This window comes from Amycolatopsis sp. NPDC114505 (genome assembly GCF_055633615.1).
The window spans coordinates 616,299-638,696 of record NZ_JBVKDV010000005.1; the positions used below are offsets into that span (position 1 = coordinate 616,299).

Annotated in this window: 25 protein-coding genes; 11 read left to right on the forward strand and 14 right to left on the reverse strand. The window is 72.1% G+C overall.

Annotation, left to right across the window (positions count from 1 at the left end):
• Positions 1 to 5: 5 nt before the first annotated feature.
• Positions 6 to 1,235, reverse strand: a complete 1,230-nt coding sequence (locus ACZ7OU_RS45810; protein ID WP_470260062.1) for an HNH endonuclease signature motif containing protein — start codon at positions 1,233 to 1,235, stop codon at positions 6 to 8.
• Positions 1,236 to 1,403: 168 nt separating this feature from the next.
• Positions 1,404 to 1,829 carry a MerR family transcriptional regulator gene (locus ACZ7OU_RS45815; RefSeq protein ID WP_470260063.1) on the reverse strand — a complete coding sequence of 142 codons (426 nt, stop codon included), beginning with the start codon at positions 1,827 to 1,829 and terminating at the stop codon, positions 1,404 to 1,406.
• 24 nt (positions 1,830 to 1,853) lie between these two features.
• On the opposite strand from ACZ7OU_RS45815, the gene ACZ7OU_RS45820 reads away from it, so the two are divergent.
• The 4 genes from ACZ7OU_RS45820 (at position 1,854) to ACZ7OU_RS45835 (ending at position 5,572) form a co-directional block, all read left to right on the forward strand.
• A complete protein-coding gene (locus ACZ7OU_RS45820) occupies positions 1,854 to 3,239 on the forward strand; it encodes an MFS transporter (protein WP_470260064.1) in 1,386 nt (461 codons plus the stop codon).
• Between the two features lie 116 nt (positions 3,240 to 3,355).
• Positions 3,356 to 3,727, forward strand: a complete 372-nt coding sequence (locus ACZ7OU_RS45825) for a YciI family protein (protein WP_470244888.1) — start codon at positions 3,356 to 3,358, stop codon at positions 3,725 to 3,727.
• Positions 3,728 to 3,774: 47 nt separating this feature from the next.
• Complete coding sequence (locus ACZ7OU_RS45830; RefSeq protein WP_470260065.1) at positions 3,775 to 4,599, forward strand: NAD(P)H-binding protein; 825 nt, start codon at positions 3,775 to 3,777, stop codon at positions 4,597 to 4,599.
• A 91-nt stretch (positions 4,600 to 4,690) separates the two neighbouring features.
• Positions 4,691 to 5,572: a M48 family metalloprotease gene (locus ACZ7OU_RS45835; RefSeq protein ID WP_470260066.1), complete on the forward strand. Its 882-nt coding sequence runs from the start codon at positions 4,691 to 4,693 to the stop codon at positions 5,570 to 5,572.
• On the opposite strand, the gene ACZ7OU_RS45840 is transcribed toward ACZ7OU_RS45835, so the two are convergent.
• From ACZ7OU_RS45840 to ACZ7OU_RS45850, 3 genes are read right to left on the reverse strand one after another with little or no spacing between them, the layout of a single operon-like run.
• Positions 5,562 to 6,536 carry an NAD(P)-dependent alcohol dehydrogenase gene (locus ACZ7OU_RS45840; protein WP_470260067.1) on the reverse strand — a complete coding sequence of 325 codons (975 nt, stop codon included), beginning with the start codon at positions 6,534 to 6,536 and terminating at the stop codon, positions 5,562 to 5,564. The two genes, ACZ7OU_RS45835 and ACZ7OU_RS45840, sit on opposite strands and share 11 nt — an antisense overlap.
• Complete coding sequence (locus ACZ7OU_RS45845) at positions 6,533 to 6,748, reverse strand: helix-turn-helix transcriptional regulator (protein WP_470245681.1); 216 nt, start codon at positions 6,746 to 6,748, stop codon at positions 6,533 to 6,535. Before ACZ7OU_RS45845 ends, ACZ7OU_RS45840 begins: the two co-directional genes overlap by 4 nt.
• Positions 6,745 to 7,194: a hypothetical protein gene (locus ACZ7OU_RS45850; RefSeq protein ID WP_470260068.1), complete on the reverse strand. Its 450-nt coding sequence runs from the start codon at positions 7,192 to 7,194 to the stop codon at positions 6,745 to 6,747. Before ACZ7OU_RS45850 ends, ACZ7OU_RS45845 begins: the two co-directional genes overlap by 4 nt.
• A 105-nt stretch (positions 7,195 to 7,299) precedes the next feature.
• On the opposite strand from ACZ7OU_RS45850, the gene ACZ7OU_RS45855 reads away from it, so the two are divergent.
• Both ACZ7OU_RS45855 and ACZ7OU_RS45860 read left to right on the forward strand, forming a co-directional pair.
• The gene (locus tag ACZ7OU_RS45855) at positions 7,300 to 7,650 is read left to right on the forward strand and encodes a YciI family protein (protein WP_155545365.1); all 351 of its coding nucleotides are present in this window, start codon (positions 7,300 to 7,302) and stop codon (positions 7,648 to 7,650) included.
• Positions 7,651 to 7,655: 5 nt separating this feature from the next.
• A complete protein-coding gene (locus ACZ7OU_RS45860) occupies positions 7,656 to 8,897 on the forward strand; it encodes an RNA polymerase sigma factor (RefSeq protein ID WP_470260069.1) in 1,242 nt (413 codons plus the stop codon).
• Positions 8,898 to 9,222: 325 nt separating this feature from the next.
• Here the strand turns inward: ACZ7OU_RS45860 and ACZ7OU_RS45865 are convergent, their stop codons facing one another.
• A complete protein-coding gene (locus ACZ7OU_RS45865; protein ID WP_470260070.1) occupies positions 9,223 to 9,840 on the reverse strand; it encodes an enoyl-CoA hydratase/isomerase family protein in 618 nt (205 codons plus the stop codon).
• On the reverse strand, positions 9,837 to 10,430 hold the full coding sequence (locus tag ACZ7OU_RS45870; RefSeq protein ID WP_470260071.1) for a TetR/AcrR family transcriptional regulator: 594 nt from the start codon (positions 10,428 to 10,430) through the stop codon (positions 9,837 to 9,839). Before ACZ7OU_RS45870 ends, ACZ7OU_RS45865 begins: the two co-directional genes overlap by 4 nt.
• A 53-nt stretch (positions 10,431 to 10,483) precedes the next feature.
• Between ACZ7OU_RS45870 and ACZ7OU_RS45875 the strand changes: the two genes are divergently transcribed.
• Entirely contained in the window at positions 10,484 to 10,837 is a 354-nt protein-coding gene (locus ACZ7OU_RS45875; protein WP_470260072.1) for an arsenate reductase family protein, read from the forward strand.
• Here ACZ7OU_RS45875 and ACZ7OU_RS45880 read toward each other — a convergent pair.
• Both ACZ7OU_RS45880 and ACZ7OU_RS45885 read right to left on the reverse strand, forming a co-directional pair.
• On the reverse strand, positions 10,834 to 12,045 hold the full coding sequence (locus ACZ7OU_RS45880; RefSeq protein ID WP_470260073.1) for a threonine synthase: 1,212 nt from the start codon (positions 12,043 to 12,045) through the stop codon (positions 10,834 to 10,836). The genes ACZ7OU_RS45875 and ACZ7OU_RS45880 overlap by 4 nt on opposite strands.
• Positions 12,046 to 12,056: 11 nt before the next feature.
• Positions 12,057 to 12,548 carry an EXPERA domain-containing protein gene (locus tag ACZ7OU_RS45885; RefSeq protein WP_470260074.1) on the reverse strand — a complete coding sequence of 164 codons (492 nt, stop codon included), beginning with the start codon at positions 12,546 to 12,548 and terminating at the stop codon, positions 12,057 to 12,059.
• A 30-nt stretch (positions 12,549 to 12,578) separates the two neighbouring features.
• On the opposite strand from ACZ7OU_RS45885, the gene ACZ7OU_RS45890 reads away from it, so the two are divergent.
• Positions 12,579 to 13,358, forward strand: a complete 780-nt coding sequence (locus ACZ7OU_RS45890; protein WP_470260075.1) for a DUF1295 domain-containing protein — start codon at positions 12,579 to 12,581, stop codon at positions 13,356 to 13,358.
• Entirely contained in the window at positions 13,355 to 14,167 is an 813-nt protein-coding gene (locus tag ACZ7OU_RS45895) for a carbon-nitrogen hydrolase family protein (protein WP_470260076.1), read from the forward strand. Before ACZ7OU_RS45890 ends, ACZ7OU_RS45895 begins: the two co-directional genes overlap by 4 nt.
• A 17-nt stretch (positions 14,168 to 14,184) precedes the next feature.
• On the opposite strand, the gene ACZ7OU_RS45900 is transcribed toward ACZ7OU_RS45895, so the two are convergent.
• The 3 genes from ACZ7OU_RS45900 to ACZ7OU_RS45910 all read right to left on the reverse strand — a co-directional run bounded on the left by ACZ7OU_RS45900 (position 14,185) and on the right by ACZ7OU_RS45910 (position 17,180).
• A complete protein-coding gene (locus tag ACZ7OU_RS45900; RefSeq protein ID WP_470260077.1) occupies positions 14,185 to 14,931 on the reverse strand; it encodes an SDR family NAD(P)-dependent oxidoreductase in 747 nt (248 codons plus the stop codon).
• A 90-nt stretch (positions 14,932 to 15,021) separates the two neighbouring features.
• Complete coding sequence (locus ACZ7OU_RS45905; RefSeq protein WP_470260078.1) at positions 15,022 to 15,921, reverse strand: LysR family transcriptional regulator; 900 nt, start codon at positions 15,919 to 15,921, stop codon at positions 15,022 to 15,024.
• The gene (locus tag ACZ7OU_RS45910; protein ID WP_470260079.1) at positions 15,921 to 17,180 is read right to left on the reverse strand and encodes a cytochrome P450; all 1,260 of its coding nucleotides are present in this window, start codon (positions 17,178 to 17,180) and stop codon (positions 15,921 to 15,923) included. Before ACZ7OU_RS45910 ends, ACZ7OU_RS45905 begins: the two co-directional genes overlap by 1 nt.
• A gap of 46 nt (positions 17,181 to 17,226) precedes the next feature.
• Between ACZ7OU_RS45910 and ACZ7OU_RS45915 the strand changes: the two genes are divergently transcribed.
• Together ACZ7OU_RS45915 and ACZ7OU_RS45920 are read left to right on the forward strand one after the other, a co-directional pair.
• Positions 17,227 to 17,955, forward strand: coding sequence for an alpha/beta fold hydrolase (locus ACZ7OU_RS45915; RefSeq protein WP_470260080.1), 729 nt, complete (start codon positions 17,227 to 17,229; stop codon positions 17,953 to 17,955).
• A gap of 241 nt (positions 17,956 to 18,196) precedes the next feature.
• Positions 18,197 to 21,424, forward strand: a complete 3,228-nt coding sequence (locus ACZ7OU_RS45920) for a tetratricopeptide repeat protein (protein WP_470260081.1) — start codon at positions 18,197 to 18,199, stop codon at positions 21,422 to 21,424.
• On the opposite strand, the gene ACZ7OU_RS45925 is transcribed toward ACZ7OU_RS45920, so the two are convergent.
• Positions 21,361 to 21,585 (reverse strand): hypothetical protein, encoded by a 225-nt coding sequence (locus ACZ7OU_RS45925; RefSeq protein WP_470244866.1) that lies wholly within the window; start codon positions 21,583 to 21,585, stop codon positions 21,361 to 21,363. The two genes, ACZ7OU_RS45920 and ACZ7OU_RS45925, sit on opposite strands and share 64 nt — an antisense overlap.
• Entirely contained in the window at positions 21,582 to 22,379 is a 798-nt protein-coding gene (locus ACZ7OU_RS45930; RefSeq protein ID WP_470260082.1) for a methyltransferase, read from the reverse strand. The genes ACZ7OU_RS45925 and ACZ7OU_RS45930 overlap by 4 nt, the downstream gene beginning before the upstream one ends.
• Between the last annotated feature and the right edge of the window lie 19 nt (positions 22,380 to 22,398).

Sequence of the window (22,398 nt, forward strand, 5' to 3'; positions counted from 1 at the left end):
CTCTGTTACGCCGCGAACGGCAACGGTTGGTGGAGGTTGTTACGCCTGGGTTTTCGGCGTTTGTCCAGGAACACCGGGGGCAGGAACTCGGGCAGGCCGTCGGGGGCGATCCGGACTTGCCAGCCGGAGCGGTGCAACAGCCGGTGGTGGTGGGCGCACATGAGGACCAGGTTGCCGAGCTCGGTCGGGCCGCCGTCGGCCCAGTGGCGGATGTGGTGACCCTGGCAGTGCCGCGGCGGGCGGTGACAGCCGGGGAAGGCGCAGCCGCGGTCGCGGAGGTACAACGCTCGGCGGAGTCCGGCCGTGACCAAGCGGTATTGGCGGCCGAGGTCGAGAGGTTCGCTCTTCGAACCGAGGACTGCGGGGATGAGCATGCAGTCGCAGGCGTGGATTCGGGCTTCGGCTGCCGAGATCGTGCCCAGGTCACCGAGGGTGGCGCGGCCGACGCCGGACTTCAGGTCCTCCAACGAGACCGCGACCATCACATGGGCTCGTTCGCCGGCCTGCATCGGCAAGTCGGGGGAGTTGAGAGCCAGGTTGATCGCGTCGGAGAAGGCTTCGCCGTAGCGTTCCTGTGGGGAGCGGAGGTCTGGGCCTTCGTCGGTGGTGCGACGTCCCGCGAGAGAGTCCAGGAGCGCACTGGCTCGGGTGCCGGTTTCGTCGTCGAAACGGCCGTTCAGCTCCCAGACCCCGGTTCTTTTGCGGCGCAACGACAGTTCGCGGCTGGGGGTGGCCGGTTCGGTCTCGTCGGGGAGATGACCGTCGGGGTCGAGGTGAGCCAGGATCCGGGTGCCCAGGGCGGCGACCTGCTTGTAACCCGCCTCGGCGGCGAAGGCGAGCAGGTGCTGTTCGGCGTCGTCGCGGTGTTCGGGCGGGACTTGGGTCATCACGCCGACGATCGTGTCGATCATCGGGGTGCTCAGTCGACCGTCCAGAGCGGCGGAGCCGGTGGCGGGGGCGACGGCGGGGATGGGGGTGCCGTCGAGGCTATGGCCACCAGTGAGGGCGCGACCTCGTTTGACCACCGTCTCGGCGGCAGATTTGGGGACGTCGGCGAGGTGTTCGAAAAGTCTTGCGGCAGAACGGTATCCGAAGAGTTCCATGACACCGCGCGACTCGATCTCGACGAGCAGCGACCCGATCTCCGCCTCGGCAGACCGCACAACAGTGAGCAGGGTGGAGACACGGTCGGCCAGGGCCACCGCATCCGCTTTCCACACCACTTCGCTGTCCACACAACAAGATTACCGGCAGACGAACGCATGTTCATCACTCGATCAGGTGGAACCCCGAAACACGGTAGGGGCACCGAAGCGTGGGGAATCGGCGCTCTGGCACCGAGCAGGAAGCAACAACAAGAAGCGCCGATTTCCCACGCCCCGGCGAAGCCGTATCGGTAAAAATCAACCCCCAGGAGCCCAAAGCCCCTCAGCATCCCCAGCGTCCAACCGCCCCCGATAAACCCCGATCTTCCGATCGATCAGCTGAAGGTTCTCCGTCAACTCGGCCAACCGAGCCACCACGTCATCCCGATGCGACTCCAGAAGTTCAAGCCGTTCCTGCTCATTACCCCGCCCGGCACTGACGAGCTCCGCATACCGCCGAACAACCTTGATCGGCATCCCGGTGGCCCGCAACCGAGTACAGACGGCGATCCACTCAAGGTCCACCTTCCGATACCGCCGCCGCCCACCGGAAGTGCGGTCCACCCGCGTGACCACCAGCCCGGCCCGTTCGTAGTACCGCAGCGTGTGCGCGCTGACCCCGGAGCGGCGCGCCGCCTCGGCGATGGTCAGTCCGGCCTCGGGGATCGGTTTGACTTCGAGCACACTCTAAATCCTACCGTCGTCCTCATGAAAGTTCCGCATCCTCAGCTCGTGCTGGCGATCTGCTGCACCAGCATCGTCGTCGCGGTCATGGACATCTCCATCGTCACCGTCGCCTTGCCGTCGATCCGCAACGACCTTGGCGCGTCCACAACAGGTCTACAATGGACGGTCGACGCCTACACGCTGGTGCTCGCCGGTTTCCTCGTGCTCGCCGGGTCGACCGCCGACCGGTTCGGGCGCAAACGCGTCTTCCTCGCCGGGCTCGCCGTCTTCGGGCTGGGGTCGCTGTTGTGCAGCGTGGCGTCCGGCATCGGCTGGCTGATCGCCGCCCGCGCCGTCCAGGCCGTCGGTGGTTCGATGCTCAACCCGGTCGCCCTGGCCATCGTCGTCACGACCTTCCCCGCCCCAGCGGAACGCGCCCGCGCCATCGGTGTCTTCGGCTCGATGTCCGGCCTGGCGCTCGCGCTCGGGCCGATCGTCGGCGGCGCGCTCGTCGACGGCCTGGGGTGGCGGGCCGTGTTCTGGGTCAACGTGCCGATCGTCGTCGCCGCCATCGTGGCCACCGCCGCCTTCGTGCCCGAGTCCCGCGCGGCCCGCGCGCGCCGGTTCGACCCGGTCGGGCAGGTGCTCGTCGTCCTCGCGCTGGGTTGCGTGGTGGAGGCGATCGTCGAGGCGCGCCGGCTCGGCTGGACGTCGCCGGTGATCCTCGGCCTGTTCGCCGTCGCCGCGCTCGCCGTGGCCGCCCTCCTCCGCCACGAACCGCGCCGCGCCGACCCACTGCTCGAACTGCGTCTCTTCCGCAGTGTCTCGTTCAGCGGCGCGATCGCCATGGCGTTGTTCGCGCTCTGCGGGTTCGGCGCCTTCCTGTTCGTCACCACGCAGTACCTGCAGGACGTCCGCGGCCTGCCCGCCCTCGACGCCGGGCTGTGCCTGCTCCCGGTCGGCGTGCTGGTCCTGGTCCTCTCCCCGCGGACGGGACGGCTGGTCGGCACGCGCGGGCCGCGGCTGCCGCTGGTCGTCGCCGGGGTCGCGCTCGCACTGGGCGGCGCCGCGGCGGCGTGGCTCGGCCCGGCGACGCCGTTGCCGCTCGTCCTCGCGGTCTACCTGCTGTTCGGCGTTTTCCTCGGCACGGTCAACCCGCCGATCACCAACACGGCCGTCTCCGGGATGCCCACGTCGATGGCCGGGGTGGCCGGGTCGCTGGCCTCGGCCGGCCGGCAGACCGGCACCACCCTGGGCGTCGCACTCGCCGGGACGTTCGCGGGCGCCGGCGTGTGGTGGCTGGTGGCCGCGCTCGGGGCCGGCGTCCTCGCCTTGGCGCTGGTCAGCACGGGACGTCGCGCCGGCGCGACGGCCACCCGGGCCGCGGCGCTGTTCGACGCGGTGGAAGGGGTGCCGACAACGCGGTGACCAGGCCATATGCTGCTCTCGAAAATTTCTTGGAGAGAAATGTCGAACGCCGCGTGCGGCCGATCGACGCGGGGGTGAAGGCCGGGCCCCGGCCGACGAGAGCAGGGAGAAAGATCATGCGTTTCCTCATGATGCACCGGATCGACGAGAACGACCCGCAGGCGTGGAACCCCACCCCGGAGTTCATGCAGAAGATGGGCGGGTTCATCCAGGAGTCGGCCGAGAAGGGCATCCTGATCACGGCCGAGGGGGTCCACAAGTCGGACAAGGGGGCGCTGGTGCGCAAGTCGCGCGGTGCGGCCATCCGCGTGACCGACGGGCCCTTCGCCGAGGCCAAGGAGGTCATCGGCGGGTTCGCCCTGATCAACGCCGCCGACCGGGCGGAAGCCGTCGCGTTCGCCGAGAAGTACGTCGAGCTGTTCGACCACGAGATCGAGGTCGAGGTGCGCCAGGTCGTCGAGTTCGACGACCTTCCGGCGCAGGACTGACGGCCGCCGGTGGCGCTAGGCTGGGCGGGAACTCTGGGGGTGGAGCGATGTTCCTGGTCACCGGCGCCACCGGCAATGTCGGCGCGGAAGTGGTCGCGGCACTGGCGGAGGCGGGCGAACCGGTCCGGGCGCTGGTGCGCCGGCCGGACGCCGCGCTCCCGGACGGCGCCGAAGCCGTCACAGGCGATCTCAACGATCCCGCGAGTCTCGGCGACGCGCTCGAGGGCGTCGACGGGATCTTCCTGCTGCCCGGCTACCGCGACATGCCCGGCATGCTGGCGAAGGCGCGCGACGCGGGCGTCCGCCGGATCGTGCTGCTGTCCGGCGGTTCGGCCGCGCTGGAAAACCTCGACAACGCGGTCTCGGCGTACATGACCCTGGCCGAACGCGCGGTCCGGGACTCGGGCCTGGACTGGACGTTCCTGCGGCCACGCGCGTTCATGGCGAACGCGCTGCGCTGGCTGCCGCAGCTGCGCGAGGGCGACACGGTCCGCGCGCAGTTCCCGCACGTCGCGGCGGCGTCCGTCGACCCGGCGGACATAGCCGCGGTGGCGGGGCGGGCGCTCGTGGGCGGCCACGAAGGGCGTGCGTACGACCTGACCGGCCCGGTGGCGCTGCGGCCCGCCGACCAGGTCGCGGTGCTGGCCGAGGTGCTCGGCCGGAAGCTGGAGTTCGTCGGCTTGTCGGACGACGAGACCCGCGCCGAGCTGGAAGCGAGCATGCCGCGCGAGTACGTCGAAGCGTTCTGGGACTTCTACGTCGGCGGAACGCTGGACGAAGCGACGGTGTACCCGACGGTGACCGAGGTGACGGGCCGCCCCGCCCGCACGTTCACCGACTGGGCCGAGGCGCACGCGGACGCCTTTTTTTAACAGCTCCGTCCTGACAGCTCCCGGACATTTGCGGCGGACCGTTGTGCTCCGCCCGGCGTCACGCCAAGGTGGACCGGCCGGGAGGGGGAGCGTGAACGACAAAGAGCGGGCGCGGGTCGATCTTTCCGCGGTCCTGGGCGTGGTGCTCGCCGTTCCGGTGGTCGCCAGCAGCCTGTTCGTGCTGGGCCTGCTGGGGACGCTGGTCTGGCCGCCGTACTTCTGGGTGTTGCCGGCCGGCTGGGCGCTGGCCGGCGCGATCACGTTCGTCCCTCTCTACGAGCACGTCGTGCTTTCCGTGCTGCTCAAGATGCGCGAGCCCACCCAAGGTGAGCTGACCTGGCTCACGCCGTGCTGGGCGGCCGTCTGCGCTGCGGCCGGGGTCGACGGCGGCCGGTACCGGCTGTGGGTCGAGCCGTCGCGCGAGCTGAACGCCTTCGCCGCCGGGGGCCGGACCGTCGCGGTGACCCGGGCCGCCCTCGACCTCGACCGCCCGGGCCTCGAAGCGATCCTCGCCCACGAGCTGGGGCACCACCTGTCCGGCCACACCCGGGCGACCCTGCTGGTCCACTGGCTCGAGCTGCCCGCCCGAGCGCTGTCCCGTCTGGTCCGGCTGCTCGCCTGGGTCGTGCCGCACGTCGGCCGCGTGTTCCGCTCCTTCGGCCGGTCGGTCGAGGTGCTGGTCACCGTGCTGCTCAGCCTGGGCATCCTCACCGCGCTCGCGTTCCTCGACCCGTGGCTGCTGCTGACGCCGCTGCTCGGCCCGGTGCTCGCCTGGGCGAAGCGGCTCGGCGAGTACCGGGCCGACCGGATGGCGGCGCGGCTGGGGTACGGCCGCGAGCTGGCGTTGCTGCTCAAGGCGTGGAACCTGCGCGACCGCGGGGACGAGCGCCGCCTGTGGTCGCGGCTGATGGCCGGGCACCCCGCCCACATCGACCGGGTCAAGCGGCTGAAGGAACTCGGCGTCAGGTTGTGAGCGCCGTGAGCACGGTCTTGCCCGCCGCGCGTCCCGCGTGGAGGTGGCCGATCGCGGCGGCGGCGTCGGCGAGGGGGTACGTCCGGTCGAGGACCGGGGTGAGCTTGCCGGCCTCGATCAGGTCCCGCAGGTCGTCGAGGTCCGCGGTGCGCACGCGGGAGACCAGCCCGCGCAGCCGGTGCCGCACGAACGGGTTCAGCAGCGCCGCCCGGAACACCCGCTGGATGCCGCCGAGCCACTTGCCGCCGTTTTCGCCGCCGACGATCACGAGCGTGCCGCGCGGGGTCAGCACCCGGCGCAGGGCGGTCAGCGAGCGCAGGCCCGCGGTGTCCACGATCAGGTCGTACCGCTCCGTCGCGAAGTCCTCGCGCGTGTAGTCGACGACGTGGTCGGCGCCGAGCGTGCGGACCAGCTCCGTCTTGGCGGTGCTGCACACCCCCGTGACGTCCGCGCCGAAGGCCTTGGCCAGCTGGACCGCGAAGGAGCCGATGCCGCCCGCCGCCCCGATGACCAGCACGCGCTGCCCGGGCCGGACGCGGCCCACGTCGCGCAGGGCCTGCAGGGCGGTGCCCCCGGAGATCAGGACGGCCGCCGCCTGCTCGAACGAGAGACGTCCGGGCTTCGCCGCGACGAGATCCGCCTTGGCGACGGCGTACTCGGCGAACGCGCCTTCGCAGACGCCGAACACCTCGTCACCCGGCCGGACCCGCGTGACGCCGTCGCCGAGCTCCTCGACCGTGCCGGCGAAGTCGAGCCCCCGCACCGGCAGCTTCGGTGCGCGCAGCCCGAAACCCAGCAGGCGCAGCAGGTACGGGTGGCCGGTGGTCAGGTGCCACACGCCCGGGTCGACGCCGGCCGCGTGCACGCGCACGAGGACCTCGCCGGCGCCGGGCGACGGTCTGCCGACGTCGCGGAACTCGAGGACGTCCGGGCTGCCGTAGCGGTCTTGGACGATCGCTTTCATGGTGACTCCTCCGGGTACTGGAACACTTCTTCGAGCGGGACGCCGAACACGTGCGCGATCTGGAACGCCATCTCGAGCGACGGCGAATAGCGGCCCTGCTCGATCGCGATGACGGTCTGGCGGGTGACGCCGATCCGGCCGGCGAGGTCGGCCTGGGTCATCTGGCCGTGCGCGAACCGGAGGGCGCGGAGCGAGTTGGTCACGCGGGTCACCACGGCTGGAAACCCCGGCGGTAGGCGAAGATCCGGGCGACCGACCCGAGGATCGCCGAGAGCGTGAAGGCCAGGTAGACGGCGTTGGCGATCCAGAAGTGCGGCGCCTCGGCCATCGCCAGCAGCAGCGCCGCGACGGCGCCGATGACGACGAACGAGTGGCCGACGTACTCGCCGAACCGGCCGATCTCGCGGTCGCGCTGGTCCTTCTCGCCGTCGCGGGAGATCATCGCGGCGAGGATGCTCGCGACGATCGACGCGGCGATGGACGCGCCGACCGTCCACAGCAGCGTCGCGACGTAGGGGACTTCGGCCAGCGGTCGTCCGCCGGCCCGGCCGAGGATCACCACCAGGTACACCGCGTAGCTCGCTATCGCGGCGATCCCGAGGATCCAGGCGCGCTTCTCTTCGTGGGTCACCTCGTCAAGGTAAAACAAACCAGACATCGTGTCAAAGTTTCTTGACATGAGAAAATCTTCGGCGAGGGTGTCCAAGGCGGCGTCGGCCGTTCGTAGTCACCGCGTACGACAACCGAGCCACCGGAGGATCCCGTGAAGTACCTGATGCTGATCAACGCCTCGCTCGACGCGGACGGCGCGCCCACCGGCTGCAGCACGCCCGAGGACTGGATGCTGTTCGACAAGTCCATGAAGGACGCCGGCGTCCACGTCGGCGGGAACTCGCTCGCCGACTTCACCACCGCCGCCGCGGTCCGCGTCGACGAGCACGGCGAGCGGATCGTCACCGACGGGCCGTTCGCCGAGTCCCGGGAGGTGCTCGGCGGCTACTTCGTCGTCGACGTGCCGGACTTCGACGTCGCGCTCGACTGGGCGGCGCGCTGCCCCGGCGCCCGCGACGGCGGGCACATCGTCGTCCGGCCGCTCGCTTCCTACGGGGACTGACGGCGGTGGAGGGGCGGGCGGCGGTCGAAGCCGTGTTCCGGGAAGAGCGCGGGCTGCTGCTCGCCGCGCTCGTGCGCCGGTTCGGCGACCTGGACCTGGCCGAGGAGGTGACGTCCGAGGCGATCGAGGCCGCGCTGGTGCACTGGCCCGCCGACGGCGTGCCGCCGAACCCGGGCGCCTGGCTGATGACGACCGCGCGGCGCAAGGCCGTCGACCGGCTGCGCCGCGACCAGGCCTACGCGGCCCGGCTCGCGGTGCTGCAGGTCGAGGCCGACCGCGCGGCGCCCGCGCGGGAGTCCGACGACGGCGGCCTCCCCGACGAGCGGCTCCAGCTGTTCTTCACCTGCGCCCACCCGGCGTTGCCGGCGGAGGACCGGACGGCGCTGACCCTGCGCTGCCTGGCCGGGCTGACGACGCCGGAGGTGGCGCGCGCGTTCCTGGTGCCCAGCGCGACGATGGGCAAGCGGATCGTGCGGGCGAAGAACCGGATCCGCGCGGCCCGGATCCCGTTCCGGGTGCCGGCCGCGGCCGAGCTGCCCGGGCGGCTGCCGGGCGTGCTCCAGGTCGTCTACTCGATCTTCACCGAGGGGTACGCGGCGAGCTCGGGCCCGGACCTGCAGCGGCTCGACCTGGCGGAGGAGGCGATCCGGCTGGCCCGGATCCTCCGCCGGCTACTGCCGGCCGAGCGCGAGGTCGCGGGCCTGCTGGCGCTGATGCTCCTGATCCACGCGCGACGCGACGCGCGCACGGGCCCGGACGGCGACCTGGTGCTCCTGGACGACCAGGACCGCGGACGCTGGGACCGCGCGATGATCGACGAGGGGACGTCGCTGGCCGAGATCGCTTTGACGGGCGGCCCACCGGGGTTGTACGGCGTCCAGGCGGCGATCGCGGCCCTGCACGACGAGGCACCGGACGTTTCCCGCACCGACTGGCCCCAGATCGTGGGGTTGTACGACGTGCTGCGCGGGCTGGCGCCGTCCCCGGTGGTGGAGCTGAACCGCGCGGTGGCGGTGGCGATGCGAGATGGGCCGGCGGCGGGTTTGGAACTCCTGGACGCGCTGGCGGAGGAGCCCCGGTTGCGCGAGTACAGCCCGTTCCCGGCGGCGCGGGGGGAGTTGCTCAGCCGCTTGGGTCGCCTCACCGACGCGGCGGGTGCCTACCGGGAAGCGTTGGCGCTGGCCGGAACCGAGCCGGAGCGCGAGCACCTGCGCCGCCGGCTGGCCGAGGTGCGCGAGGAGTGCTGACCCCCCGCCGGCCCCGGTGAGTGCTGATCGCCGCGCCCCGGCGGTGCTGACCCCGCGCGCCCTCTGCGGGTGCTGCCCCCTGCGTGCTTCGCGGTGCTGGCCTCGCGTGCCGCACTGTGATTGCTGACCGGGCGTGCTCCGGAGTGCTGGCCCCGCGTGCTCACCGCGCGCCCCGCGGCGCTGACCCGCGTGCCCCCTGTGGGTGCTGCCCCGTGCGCCCGCAGTGCTGACCTCGCGCGCCCAGTGAGTCCGACCCCGCGCCCCCGCTTCGGTCGCCCGAAACTGTCGGTGGCCCCCGGTAAGCTGGATACCGGGGGCCGGAGGCCTACGCCGGCGCGCGCAGCGCCGTGACCGCCGGGGCGAACATCGTCGCCTTGATCGCGCCCAGCGTCCCGGGATCCTTGCCCGCCAACGCATGCACCCGCTCGGACGCCACCTTCACCACGTCGTCTTCGGCAGCGATCTCGTCCACCAGCCCGATGGACAAAGCGTCGGAACCGCCGAACCGCCGTCCCGTCGTCATCGACGCGATCGCCGCCGACGGCGTCAGCTTCCCCTGGATCAGCGCCGCCATCCCCGGGGTGAACGGGATGTTGATGTCGGCCTCCGGAAAGCAGAAATACCCCCGGTCCGCGCGCATCACGCGGAAGTCGTGCGCCATCGCCAGCATCGCGCCCGCGCCGAACGCGTGGCCGGTGACCGCCGCGACCGTCGGCACCGGCAGCGTCAGCACGCGCGCGAGCAGCTCCTGCACCTCGGCGACGTACTGCGTGGCCTGGTCGCTGTGCGCCATGAGCCAGTCCAGGTCGAGGCCGTTCGAGTAGAACTTGCCGCCGCCGGTGGTCACCAGCACGTCGTCCACGCCGTCCAAAGTGGAATGGACGCGCTGCAGCCAGTCCGGTGAGAAGCGGTTTTCGTCGTCGCCCAAGTGCAGAACGGTCAAGGTCGGTCCTTCTCTCGAGGGGGCACGGTCAGCACGGCTCGCACGGCGGCGGCGAGCCGCTCCCGCACCAGTGGATCGGTGATGTCACGCCGGAAGAACGCGGTCGGCAGGTCGACGACGCAGGTGGTGATCACCTCGACGGCCAGCCCGTCGCCGCGGTCCCACACCTGACGCGCGAGCCGCACGAGCAGCGCGACCAGGTGTTTGTCCAGTGCGTGCAACGCCTCCGCCAGCTCGTCCGGCAGTTCCGGCCCGAACAGCCGGTCGCCCCGCACCCGGAGCAGCATCCGGGCCCCGTCGGGACGCAGCAACGCGAACTCCGCCGGGGTGTCCGCGGCCGCGACGACGGCTTCGACCGGTGAGGAAGCGGAGTCCACCCGCGAGGTCTGCAGGTCGAGGAACTCGGTCGCCGCGCGCACCCAAACCTGGGCCAGCACCGCGCTGAGCGACCCGAACGCGTGGTAGATCGTCCCGTTCGGGACGCCCGCGGCCGCGGCCAGGCCACGCACGGTGACCTCCCCCGACGAAGCGACGAGCCGCTCGGCGACGTCGAGCAGCGCGTCGAGGTCGTGGACGCGGGGGCGGGGCATGCCGCGACCATGACAGAACGTGTGCTCCAAAACCAGCGCGGTAAGCTGCCGCCGTGGAGATCTGGGTCAACCCGGCGTGCTCGAAGTGCCGGTCCGCCGTGTCGCTGTTGGACGAAGCCGGCGCGCAGTACACCGTGCGCCGCTACCTCGAGGACCCGCCGACGGCGAAGGAACTGAAAGCCGTCCTCAAGCGGCTCGGCCTGGAGCCGTGGGACATCACGCGCACCGCCGAGCCGATCGCGAAGGAACTCGGCCTCAAGACCTGGGGCCGCACCCCGGCCGACCGCACGCGCTGGATCGACGCCCTGGCCGAGCACCCGAAGCTCATCCAGCGCCCGATCATCACGGCGGACGACGGCACGACCGTCGTCGCCCGCGACCCCGAAACGGTCCGCTCGGTCCTTTAGGGAATGCGTCCGTCCCGGGCCAGCAGCGGGACGTCGAGGGGCACCGTCTCCGGGTACTTGATCCCGGCGCCGGTGTTCAAGACGACGACGTCCTCGTCGCCGGAAAGCCACCCCGACTCGCGCAGGTGCCGCAACGCGGCGAAGCACGCGCCACCCTCCGGGCAGACGAACGTCCCCTCGTGGGTGGTCAGTTCCCGTTGTGCCGCAAGCAGTTCCTCGTCGGTGACGGCGACCGCGGTGCCGTCGGTCGCGTACACCGCGTCGAGCACCAGGAAGTCGCCCAGTGCCTTGGGGACGGTGATGCCGAACGCGACGGTGTGCGCGTCCGGGAACGGCTCGCTCTCGCGAGCGCCCTGAGCGAAGGCCGTGACGATCGGCGCGCACCCGGTCGCCTGCACGGCCACGAGCCGGGGCAGCGGGCCGGAAACCCAGCCGAGCGCGAGCATTTCCAGCAGTGCCTTGTAGATCCCGATGATCCCGACCCCGCCGCCGGTGGGGTAGAGGATGACGTCGGGCAGCCGCCAGCCGAACTGCTCGGCGATCTCGTACCCCATCGTCTTCTTGCCCTCGATGCGGTACGGCTCCTTCAACGTCGAAACGTCCTGCACGCCGGGCCGCCGCGGAACCGCCGCCGCCACGAGCTTCCCCGCGTCGCCGATCAGACCGTCCACCCGGTACAGCTCGGCCCCGGCGGCGACGCACTCGCGCATGGTGATCGCCGGGGCGTCGTCCGGCATCGCGATCAGGCTCGACAGGCCCGCGCGCGCCGCGTACAGCGCCCACGCCGCGCCCGCGTTGCCGTTCGTCGGCATCGCGATCCCGCCCACGCCCAGTTCGGACGCTCGCGAGACGCCGACCGCGGCACCGCGCGCCTTGAACGTGCCGGTCGGGACCAGGCCCTCGTCCTTCATCCACAGTCGCGAAAGCCCCAGCTCACGGCCGTAACGCGGCAGCCGCAGCAACGGCGTCATGCCTTCGCCCAGGCTCACGACGTGCTCGGGCGAGCGCACCGGCAGCACCTCGTGGTAGCGCCACAGCGTCGGCTCGCGCCCGGCGATCTCCTTCGGCGTCACGGCTTCGCGGACGCCGTCGAGGTCGTACCGCGCCAGCAGCGGCGCACCGGACGGCGAGAGCCCCTGGACGGCGTCGGCGTCGAAGCGCTCGCCGGTCCGGGAGCATTCGAGGTGGCTGAGGAACGAGTACGGCACGGCGCCTCCGGTCAGAATCGGCGGGTGAAGGGCAACGGACGCCGCATCCGGACCAGGAGCAGCAGCGGCACCAGCACGTAGGGCAGGTTGAACGCGAGGAACTTCGCCGGGTTGCCGGTGCGGAACTCCGGGTCGCCGAAGAACTCGACGCCGAACACGACGACCCCGGTCAGCGTGACGATCATCGTCGCGTAGATCACCGACGGCAGCTGGATCCAGTTCCGGCCGGTCAGCAGCGCGAAGACGAGCACGACGTAGAACGGCATGTAGACGAACGCGGAGAGCCCGGTGACGATCCGCATCCAGTCCGGCGGGTGCATGAAGAGCGCGTCGGCGTCGTGGGCGTACCAGTAGTTCGAGTTCACGAAGAAGTTGTCCGACGGCTTCGAGAAGTCGACGCCGACCGTCGGCAGCAGGTCGCTGATCAGCGACGTCACCGTGAAGGCCGAGAACAGCACCGCGAAGAACACGTCGATCTTGCGGTCCCGCAGCGGCAGGTTCATGAGATCGATCCTAGGTCCTATTGTGGGCGGATGGACGCGCTGCGGGTCTGTCTGTACGTCTTCGCCGGGGTGACGCTCGGCACCTGGATCATGTCGGTGCTGACCAGGGAGTACTCCTGGGTCGACCGGATCTGGTCGATCGTCCCGGTCGCCTACGTGGGGATCTTCGCGGGCGCGGCCGGGTTCGCCGACGCGCGCCTCGACGTGATGTTCGCCCTGGTCGCCCTGTGGGGGATCCGGCTGACGTTCAACTTCGCCCGGAAGGGTGGTTACGCCCACGGCGGCGAGGACTACCGGTGGGCGGTGCTGCGCGAGCGGATGGCGCCGTGGCAGTTCCAGCTGTTCAACTTCTTCTTCATCTCGCTCTACCAGAACGCGATCCTGCTGCTGATCACGCTGCCCGCGTACACGGCCTTGGAGAACCAGGGCTCGTTCGGCGTGGCGGACGTCGTCGTCGCGGTGATCTTCGCCGGGTTCCTGCTCGGCGAGACCGTCTCGGACCAGCAGCAGTGGGTGTTCCACCGGGAGAAGCACGCGGGCCGCGCGTCGACGCGGTTCCTCCAGGAAGGCCTGTTCCGCTACTCGCGGCACCCGAACTTCTTCTTCGAGCAGGCGCAGTGGTGGGCGGTCGCGGCGTTCGGCGTCGTCGCCGGCGGTCCGCAGTGGACGGTCGCCGGCGCGGTGCTGCTCACGCTGCTGTTCGTCGGGTCGACGAAGTTCACCGAGAGCATCACGAAGTCGCGGTACCCGGAGTACGCGGACTACCAGCGCCGGACGTCGCCGGTGGTGCCCTGGCCGGTCCGGGGATGACGGTCGTCGCGGCCCTCCAGATCGGGACGGGGGTGTCGCTTTCGCGGATCCTGGAGTTCGAGGACGAGATCCGCGGCGCCGCCCTGGTGGTGCTCCCCGAAGCCGTCCTCGGCGGGTACCCGGGCCGGGAGCCGTTCGCCGACTACTTCCGTGCGTCGATCTCCGTGCCGGGACCGGAGACGACCGAGCTGGCCGCCCTCGCGGCGCGCACGGGCGCGAGCCTGGTCGTCGGCGTGATCGAGCGGGACGGTTCCACGCTGTACAGCACGGCGGTGTTCCTCGACCCCTCGCTCGGGCTGGTGGCGAAGCATCGGAAGCTGGTCCCGACGGAACGCGAGCGCCTCTTCTGGGGCCGCGGCGACGGCTCGACGCTCCCGGCGATCCCGACGGCGGCGGGCCTGGCGGGCGCGGCGATCTGCTGGGAGAACCACATGCCGCTGCTGCGCGCGGCGATGTACGCGAAGGGCATCGAGCTCTGGTGCGCCCCGACGGCGGACGACCGCGACGTCTGGCAGGCATCGATGCGGCACATCGCCGACGAGGGCCGGTGTTTCGTGATCTCGGCGTGCCCGTACGAGTCGTCCGGCGAGGACCCGTTCCGCGGCGGGAGCGTGATCGTCGGCCCGCTGGGAGACGTACTGGCCGGGCCTCTACGCGACGGCGAAGGCCTGATCAAGGCCGAGATCGACCTGGAGGAGATCGTCAGAGCGCGCAAGAGCCTCGACGTCTCGGGGCATTACGCGCGCCCGGACGTCTTCGCGCTGACGGTCGACGAGCGTCCCCAGGACGGCGTCACCTTCCTGCGGTGACGCCGTCCTGACAGGACTCACACCGCCAACCGGCCCCCGTCCACCGGGAGCACCGCGCCCTGGACGAAGCTCGATCCCTCGGTCACCAGGAACGCGATCGCCGCGGCGATCTCCTCCGGGGCGGCCACCCGGCCGGCCGGGCCCGCGGCGGCCAGCTCATCGAGACCGTCGCCGAAGACCGCGGTGCCTTCGGTGCGGGTCGGACCGGGGCTGACCGCGTTGACGCGCACGCCGGACGGGCCGAACTCCGCCGCCCACGCCTTGGTCATCAGCTCGACCGCCGCCTTCGACGAGCCGTAGAGCGCCATGCCCGCCATGCCCCGCGTCGCGACCATCGTGGACACGTTGACGATCGCGCCGTGACCGCGCTCGGCCATCGAAGGCGCCAGCTCGGCGGTGAGGAAGTACGGCACCTTCACGTTCGTTTCGTAGACGCGGTCGAAGTCGGCCTCGGCCGTGTCCGAAGTGGACCCGGTGGGGAAGATCCCGGCGTTGTTCACCAGCACGTCGACGTGCCCGCCCACCTCACGGGCCCGCGCGGCCAACGCGCGTGCGGACGCGGCGTCCGTCAGGCCGGCCGCGACGAAGTCCGCCTTCCCGCCCGATTCCCGGATCCGCGAGACGACCTCGGCCCCGCGCTCGGCGTCCCGGCCGGACACGACCACGTGCGCCCCGAGCCCGGCCAGCGCGACCGCCGTCGCCCGCCCGATCCCGCTGGTTCCGCCGGTCACCAGTGCCGTGGTCCCGGACAGTCCTTCAGTCATCACTCACTCCTCGCGAGCGGGGTGTTTCCCCGGTCGCAGAGTCCAAGGAGGAGCACCGCGCAGGACTTCCGGATGAGCGTTCGGCGCTCCTTATGCCCGCGATTCGCCGCGTGAATGGTCTTCCAGCGCGGCGACGAACTCCGCGAGGTCACGGCGGTGCGACGTCGCCGGCCACACGGCCCACGTCCGCCGGACGAGCGGGTTCCCGGCCAGGGGAAGCCACCGGACCGTGTCCGGGATCGGGTACGGCCAGTCCGGCGGGGCGAACGCGTAGGCGCCGCCGGCGCTGACCGCCGGGATCTTGAGCTCGACGATCAGCCGCCGCTCCTCCGGCACGTCCGGGCCGACGTCGAGGCCGTGGCTGCGCAGCGTCGCCGCCAGCTCGTCGTACCAGGCCGGGCTGCCCGCGCGGGCGAAGGCGAACCACTCCAGCCCGGCGAGGCTCTCCAGCCGGACCGGCGAGCCCAGCTTCTCCGCGAGATCCGCCGCCAGCAGGACGCCCACGTTCTCCTCGACGACGAGCGTCGCGTCCAGATCCGGCCCCGCCGGGCGTTCGCGGACCAGCCCGACGTCCAGCTCGTCCGCCCGCAGCGCCGTCACCTGCGCCACCGACGACAGGTGCCGGGCCTGCACCCGAGTGTCCGGATAGGCCTCCGCCAGCCGCGCGAGGGCCGCCGGCAGCAGTTCCGGCGGCAGCTCCAGGGGGACGCCGACGCGCAGCACGCCGGTGGTGGTGTGCCGGGTCACCGCGGCGACCGCCTGGTCGTGGCGGGCGAGCACCGCGCGGGCCTCGCCCAGCAGCGTCGTGCCGGCGTCGGTTGCCTGGACGCCGGTGCTGGTGCGGACCAGCAGTTGGACGCCGAGCCGCCGTTCCAGCGCGGTGATCGTCTGGGACAGCGCCGGCTGGCTCACGTGCAGCTGCCGCGCCGCCTTCGACATCGCGCCGGCCTCGACGACCGCGACGAACGCCCGCAGCTCGCGGATCTCCATCAGCGCGCCCAGCGGATCGGCAGCGACTTCAGGCCGTTCTGGAAGGTCGAGCGCAGCCGCACCGGCTCACCGGCGAGCTCCACGGGGCCCAGGTCGAGCACGGCGTCGAACATCGCCCGCAGTTGCACGCGGGCCAGGTGCGAGCCCAGGCAGAAGTGCGGGCCGTGGCCGAAGGTCAGGTGGTCGTTCGGGGTGCGGCCGACGTCGAACGCGTCCGGTGCGGGGAACACCTCGGGGTCGCGGTTGGCCGCGGAGAACCAGACGACCACCTTGTCCCCGGCCCGGATGTCCACATCGGACAGTGTGACGTCCGCGGTCGCCGTCCGCCGGAAGTTCATCACCGGCGTCCACCAGCGCAGCATCTCTTCGACCGCCGACGGCAGCAGCGACCGGTCGGCCAGCAGCCGCCGGTACTGCCCGGGGTGCGAGAGCAGCGCCAGCATCCCGCCGGGCAGGCCGTTGCGCAGCGTTTCGTTGCCCGCCACGGAAAACAGCCAGAAGAGGTTCTCGAACTCGGCGAGCGAGACGCGGCCGCCGTCGTCGCCGACGTGCCGCATCAGGTTGCTCATGACGTCGTCACCCGGGTGCTCGCGCTTGTACTCGCCGAGCGCGTTGGCGTACGCGTAGAGGTCCGGCATGCCGGCGCGGGTGCGCGGGTCCGGCATCTCCCCGCCGGGACCCGGGGACGGGCGGACGGCGAGCGCGGCCCGCGCGAGGTCGCTGACCTCGGAGAAGGAGACGGTCGAGCTGACCGCGTACTCGGCGTCCTGGTACCCGATGACCCGGTTGCTCCAGTCGTACATCAGCCGCCGGTCCCGCTCCGGCACGCCGAACACGGCGGCGAGGGTGAGCAGCGGCAGGTCGGCGGCGACCTTGGCGAAGTCGCACTCGCCGCGCTCGGCGACGGCCGCGACGAGGTCCCGCGCCGAGCGCTCGATCTGCGAGGTCAGCTTCGCGATGGCCCGCGGCGTGAACGCCTTGGTGAGCAGCCCGCGCAGCCGGCCGTGCTCCGGCGGGTCCATGTTGAGCATCATCCGGCGCACGTAGGCGAGGTCGGACGCCGAAGCCGGGTCGCGGATCTGCGTCCCGCCGAGCTGCGAGGAGAACAGGGCGGGATCACGCAGGACGCGCCGCACGTCGGCGTGGCGCAGCACGGCCCAGAAGTCGTCGACGCGCACCACCGGTGACGCGACCCGTAGCCGCGCCAGCTCCTCGTACGGGACACCGCGCACGTAGGTGTCCGGATCGGTGATCCCCACGCGCCGACCCTAGCCGCGGCCACCGACAGTTTGGCAGGCTGCTCCGATGGACACGCTGAACATGCGCACCGGCGGCCAGGGCGAACCGGCCGTTCTCCTCCTGCACGGCCTGGGCGCGACCGGTGCCGTGTGGGCCCACCTCACCGAGCAGCTCGACCGGCGCGTCCTGGTCCCCGACCTGCCCGGGCACGGCCCGTCCGCGCCGCTGCCGCACTACTCCTTCGAGACGCTGACCGCGGCCGTCGCGCGGGCGCTACCCGGGAAGGGCCCGTACGTCGTCGCCGGGCATTCGCTCGGCGGGGTGCTCGCGCTCGAGCTCGCGTCCGGGAAGTACGACTTCGAGGTCGAGGGCGTGCTGGCCCTCGGAGTGAAGGTCGAGTGGACCCAGGACGACCTGGGCCGCGCGGCGACGTTCGCGGCGCGCCCGCCCCGGCTGTTCGCGACGCAGCCCGAGGCCGACCAGGCCTACCTGAAGGTCTCCGGGCTGCTGGGCATCGCGCCCGCGGACCCGGCCGGGCTTCGCGAGACCGAGGGAGGTTGGCGCCTCGCGATGGACCCGGCCGCGTTCGGCGTCGGCGCACCGGACATGCCGGCGCTGCTCGCCGCGGCGCGGTGCCCGGTCGTGCTGGCGGCGGGCGAGAACGACCCGATGAGCCGTCCTGACCAGCTACGCGCGCTGGACCCGGACGCGGTCACGCTCGCCGGCCTCGGGCACAACGCCCACGTCGAGGACCCAGCCGCCGTCCGCGCACTCTTGGCACGCTTCGGCGTCTGAAGGCTCGGGTGCAGCCGTCGTACCCCACGCGACGGCTGCTCCGAACCCCTCGCCACCACCGGACGCGTGAAAGCCTAGGAAACCGTGGTGGACGTGCGCCTGTACCGGCCACTCGCGCCGATGTCACGGTCGGTACCTGCGAAAACGGTTATCTTCGCCGTTCGGTGGTACAGGTATAGCGGCACGATCGGAATCCTGGAGGGGTACGTTCCGCTGCGGGGCACGCGGGGAGAGGACGCCTGTGGACGAAGGCCTGCCGTTCGCCGGGTGGCTGCGGGAACGCCGCGTGCTCACCGGCCTCACCCAGGCCCAGCTGGCCGAGCGCGCCGGGTTGAGCCTGCGCGCCGTGCGCAACGCCGAGCTCGGCAGCGTCCGCCGGCCCCGGCCGGAGACCGAGCGACGGCTGCGGGAAGCGCTTGCTGAAGCACCGCCGGAGCCGGTGCGGATCGGCGTCCTGGGCCCGCTCACCGTGCTGCGCGGCGACTGCCCGGTCGAGATCGGCGCCGAAAAGCAGCGCCTGCTGCTCGCGATGCTGGCGCTGCAGCCGAACCACACCGTCCGGCGAGAGGACCTCGTCGACGTCATCTGGGACGAGCCGCCGACGTCGTGCCTGGAACTGCTCCACACCTACGTCGCGCGGCTGCGGCGGGCGCTGCGGCCCGCCGACCCCATCGCCACCGACAAGGGTGGCTACCGGCTCACCGCCGGCGAGGACGACCTCGACCTCCTGCGTTTCGAGGCGTTCCTGAAAGAAGGCGCCCACCGTGAGGCCCTGGAGCTCTGGCGCGGACAGGCGCTCGCCGACGTCGGACGGCTCCGGCAGCACCCCGCCCGGCTGGCCCTGGCGATGAAGCGCGCGAAGACGGTCATGGCGTACGCCGAGGTCGCGGACCCCGAGGACGCGGCGGTCCAGCTGCGCGTGCTCACCGCCGAGGAACCGCTGAACGAGTCCGCGCACGCCCGGCTCATGCAGGTGCTCGCCGCGTCCGGACGGCAGGCCGGCGCGCTGGCGGTGTTCGAGGAGATCCGGCAGCGCCTGGACGCCGAGCTGGGCATCGAACCCGGCCCCGAGCTGCGCGCGGCCCAGCGTCAGGTGCTCCGGCAGGACTTCGCCACCCCGGAACCGCCGGCCCGCGTCCCCGCCCAGCTGCCCGCGGACGTCGCCGGCTTCCGCGCCCGCACCGCGCAGCTGGCCGAGCTGGACGCCCTCCTGGCCGGCGGCGGCACCGGCGCCCGCATCGCGGTCCTGTCCGGCACCGGCGGGGTCGGCAAGACCGCCCTCGCCGTCCACTGGGCCCAGCGGTCCCTCGGCGAGTTCCCGGACGGCCAGCTCTACCTCGACCTGCACGGCTACGGCACAGTCCGGCCGGTCGAGCCGGGCGACGCGCTGTCCGGGTTCCTGCGCGCCCTCGGCGTCGCCGGCGCGGACATCCCCGCCGAGCCGGAGGAACGCGCCGCGAAGTTCCGCACCGCGCTCACCGGCCGGCGGATGGTGCTCTTGCTGGACAACGCCGGCTCGGTCGGCCAGGTCCGTCCGCTGCTGCCCGGCTCGGCGTCCTGCCTGGTCCTGGTGACCAGCCGCGACGCGCTGCCCGGGCTGGTCGCGCGGCACGGCGCCCGCCGCGTGCTCGTCGACCTGCTGACCGAGGCCGAAGCCCTCGACCTGCTGCGGACGCTGCTCGGCACGCGCGTCGACGACGAACCGGACGCCACCGAGGCGCTGATCGGGTACTCGGCCCGGCTGCCGCTGGCGCTGCGGCTCGTCGCGGAGCTGGCGCTGAGCCGGCCGGGGGAGCGGCTCGCCGACCTCGCGGCCGAGCTGGCCGACGAACGGCGGCGGCTCGACCTGCTCGACGGCGGCGGCGACCCGCTGACCGCGGTGCGCGCCGTCTTCTCGTGGTCCTATCGGCACCTGGCGCCTGACGCCGCCCGCGTCTTCCGGCTCTGCGGCCTGCACCCGGGCCGCGACCTGACTCCGGCCGCGATCGCCGCGCTCGCCGGCGTCCCCCTGCCGGAGGCGGAGCGGCTGATCGCCACGCTGGTCCGCGCCCACCTCGCGCAGGAGACCGGCGACGACCGCGTCCAGCAGCACGACCTGCTGCGCGTCTACGCCGCCGAGCTCGCCGCGCGCGACGAGGCCGAGAGCCACGACGCGCAGGAGCGGCTGTTCGACTTCTACGTCCGTTCGGCCGCACAAGCGATGGACGCCGTCCTGCCGCAGGAACGGCACCTGCGCCCGGACGTGCCCGACCCCGACGTCAAGGTGATCGACGCGCCGGCGTGGCTGGAAGCCGAGCGTCGCAACCTCCTGGCCGTCGCCGCGCACGCGACGCGGCACGGGTGGCCCGACCACCTGCGGCTGCTGTCCGGGATCCTGTGGCACTACCTGGACGTCGGCGGCTACCACGAGGAATCGCTGGTGCTGCACTCGCACGCGTCGGCGCTGGCCCACGACGCCGGCGACCGGGTGGCCGAGGCCGAGCCGCTCATCCTGATCGGGCTGGGGCACTGGCGCGTCGGCCGGTCGCGCGAAGCGCTGCGGTACCTGGAGGAGGCGCTCGCCCTCGCCCGCGAGACCGGCGACCGGCGCACCGAGATCCACGCGATCAACACCCTCGGCCTGGTCTGCCGGGCACTGGGCCGGTTCGCCGAAGCGATCACGTACTCGACCGAAGCCCTGTCACTGGCCCGCAAGGCCGGTGACCGCACCAGCGAAGGGCTGGTGCTGGTGGTGCTCGGCTGCTCCTGCCGCGGCATCGGCCGCTACACCGAAGCGCTCGGCTACCTCGAAGAAGCGCGGGTCCTCGCCCGCGACACCGCCGACCGCACGAGTGAGGGCTACGCACTGGTGAACTCGGGCGACGCGTTGTCGGCCCTGGGACGGCACGACGAAGCGGTCCGTGCGCTGGAGGAAGGGCTGGAGCACTTCCGCGCCATGGGCGTGTGGGTGAGCGAGGGCTACGCGCTGGGCATCCTCGGCGACGTCGAGCACGCGCGCGGCCGGTACGCGGAAGCCGCGGCGCACCTCGAACGGGCGCTGGAAATCGCGCAGGAGACGGGAAGTCCCACCAACCGCGGCGTCGCGCTGAAGCACCTGGGAGACGTCCGGCTCGCGCAGGGCCGGCACGCCGAAGCGGCCCAGCACCTCGAAGAGGCACTGGGCCTGGCCCGCGAATGCGGCGACCGGGGCGTGGAGTCCCGGGTCCTCAACAGTCTCGGCGCGCTGGCCGCGGCGACCGGCGCGTCCTCGGACGCGCTCGGCCACCACCGTGAAGCCCTTGCGGTGGCGAAGGAAACGGGCTGCCGCCCCGAGCAGGGCCGTGCCTACTTCGGGCTCGGTGAAGTCCATTGTGGACTCGGTGAGCCGGAAACCGCGCGCGAGCACTGGGAACGCGCGCTGGCCTGTTACGCCGGGGAGTGCGTGCCCGGCGCGATCCGCGCCCGGGACCGGCTGGCGGACCTGGAGTAGTGCCGCTCGTCGGCGACGAGGTCGCCTTCGAGGCGCTGCGCGTCCCGGTCGAAGACGTTCGTGCTGCCCGCCAAGCGGTTGCGCGGGTACGGACGACGACGGTAGGCGTGGTCGAGCGCCCAGGCGAGCAGGACAACGGCGGCGAGAACGGCGATGATCATGACGCTCCTCCCGGAGTGCGATGGGCTGTTGCTTTGTAGAACGCGTAATGGAAGGTCCCGTATTCCCTGGTGGTGCGGTAAAGGTCGGCGATTCCGCGGGCCCAGCGGGCTGCATCGATCAGGCCCCGCGCGACGGCGGTTTCGCCGACGCCCTCGACCATCGCGATGAAGGTGTCGCGGGTGAAACCGGTGACGAGGTCCGGCCGTGACGCGTCGGCGTAGACCGTCCGCGGTTCGACGCGGACGTCTTCGAAACCGGCGTCCGCGAGCAGCGGGTAGAGGCGCCGGCCGAGGAGCCCGTCACCGCCGGCGTCGGCCTGCAGCCGGACGAGGCAGTCGATCGCGGCCTGGGCGTGTTCGCTGCGCGGATGGAAGAAAGCCGAACCGTGGTCGCCCTCGATGACGGTGATCGTCCCGCCCGGCCGCAGCAGGGTTTTCAGGTGTGCCAACGCTTTCTCGGGCTCGGGCAGGTGTTCGAGCACGAAGCAGACGAAGAGGTGGTCCCACTCGCCGTCGAGGTCGAACAGGTCGGCCCGGCGGAACTCGACGCCCTGGACCCTCCGTCTCGCTTGGCCGAGGGAGTCTTCGGAGACGTCGACCGCGGTCAGGTGCGCGTCCGGGCTGCGGGCCACGAGGTGGACGGTCTGCGCGCCGACGCCGCAGCCGACCTCCAGCACGCGGCTCCCGGCGGGGTAGGCCGTCCCGGCGTGCAGCAGCGCGGCCAGGGTGTCGGCCTGGTCGCCGAGGCGGCGGGCCTCGGGTTCGGTGTACCCGTGCACGTAGGTGGTGTCCATGGGACCAGCGTGCTGCGAC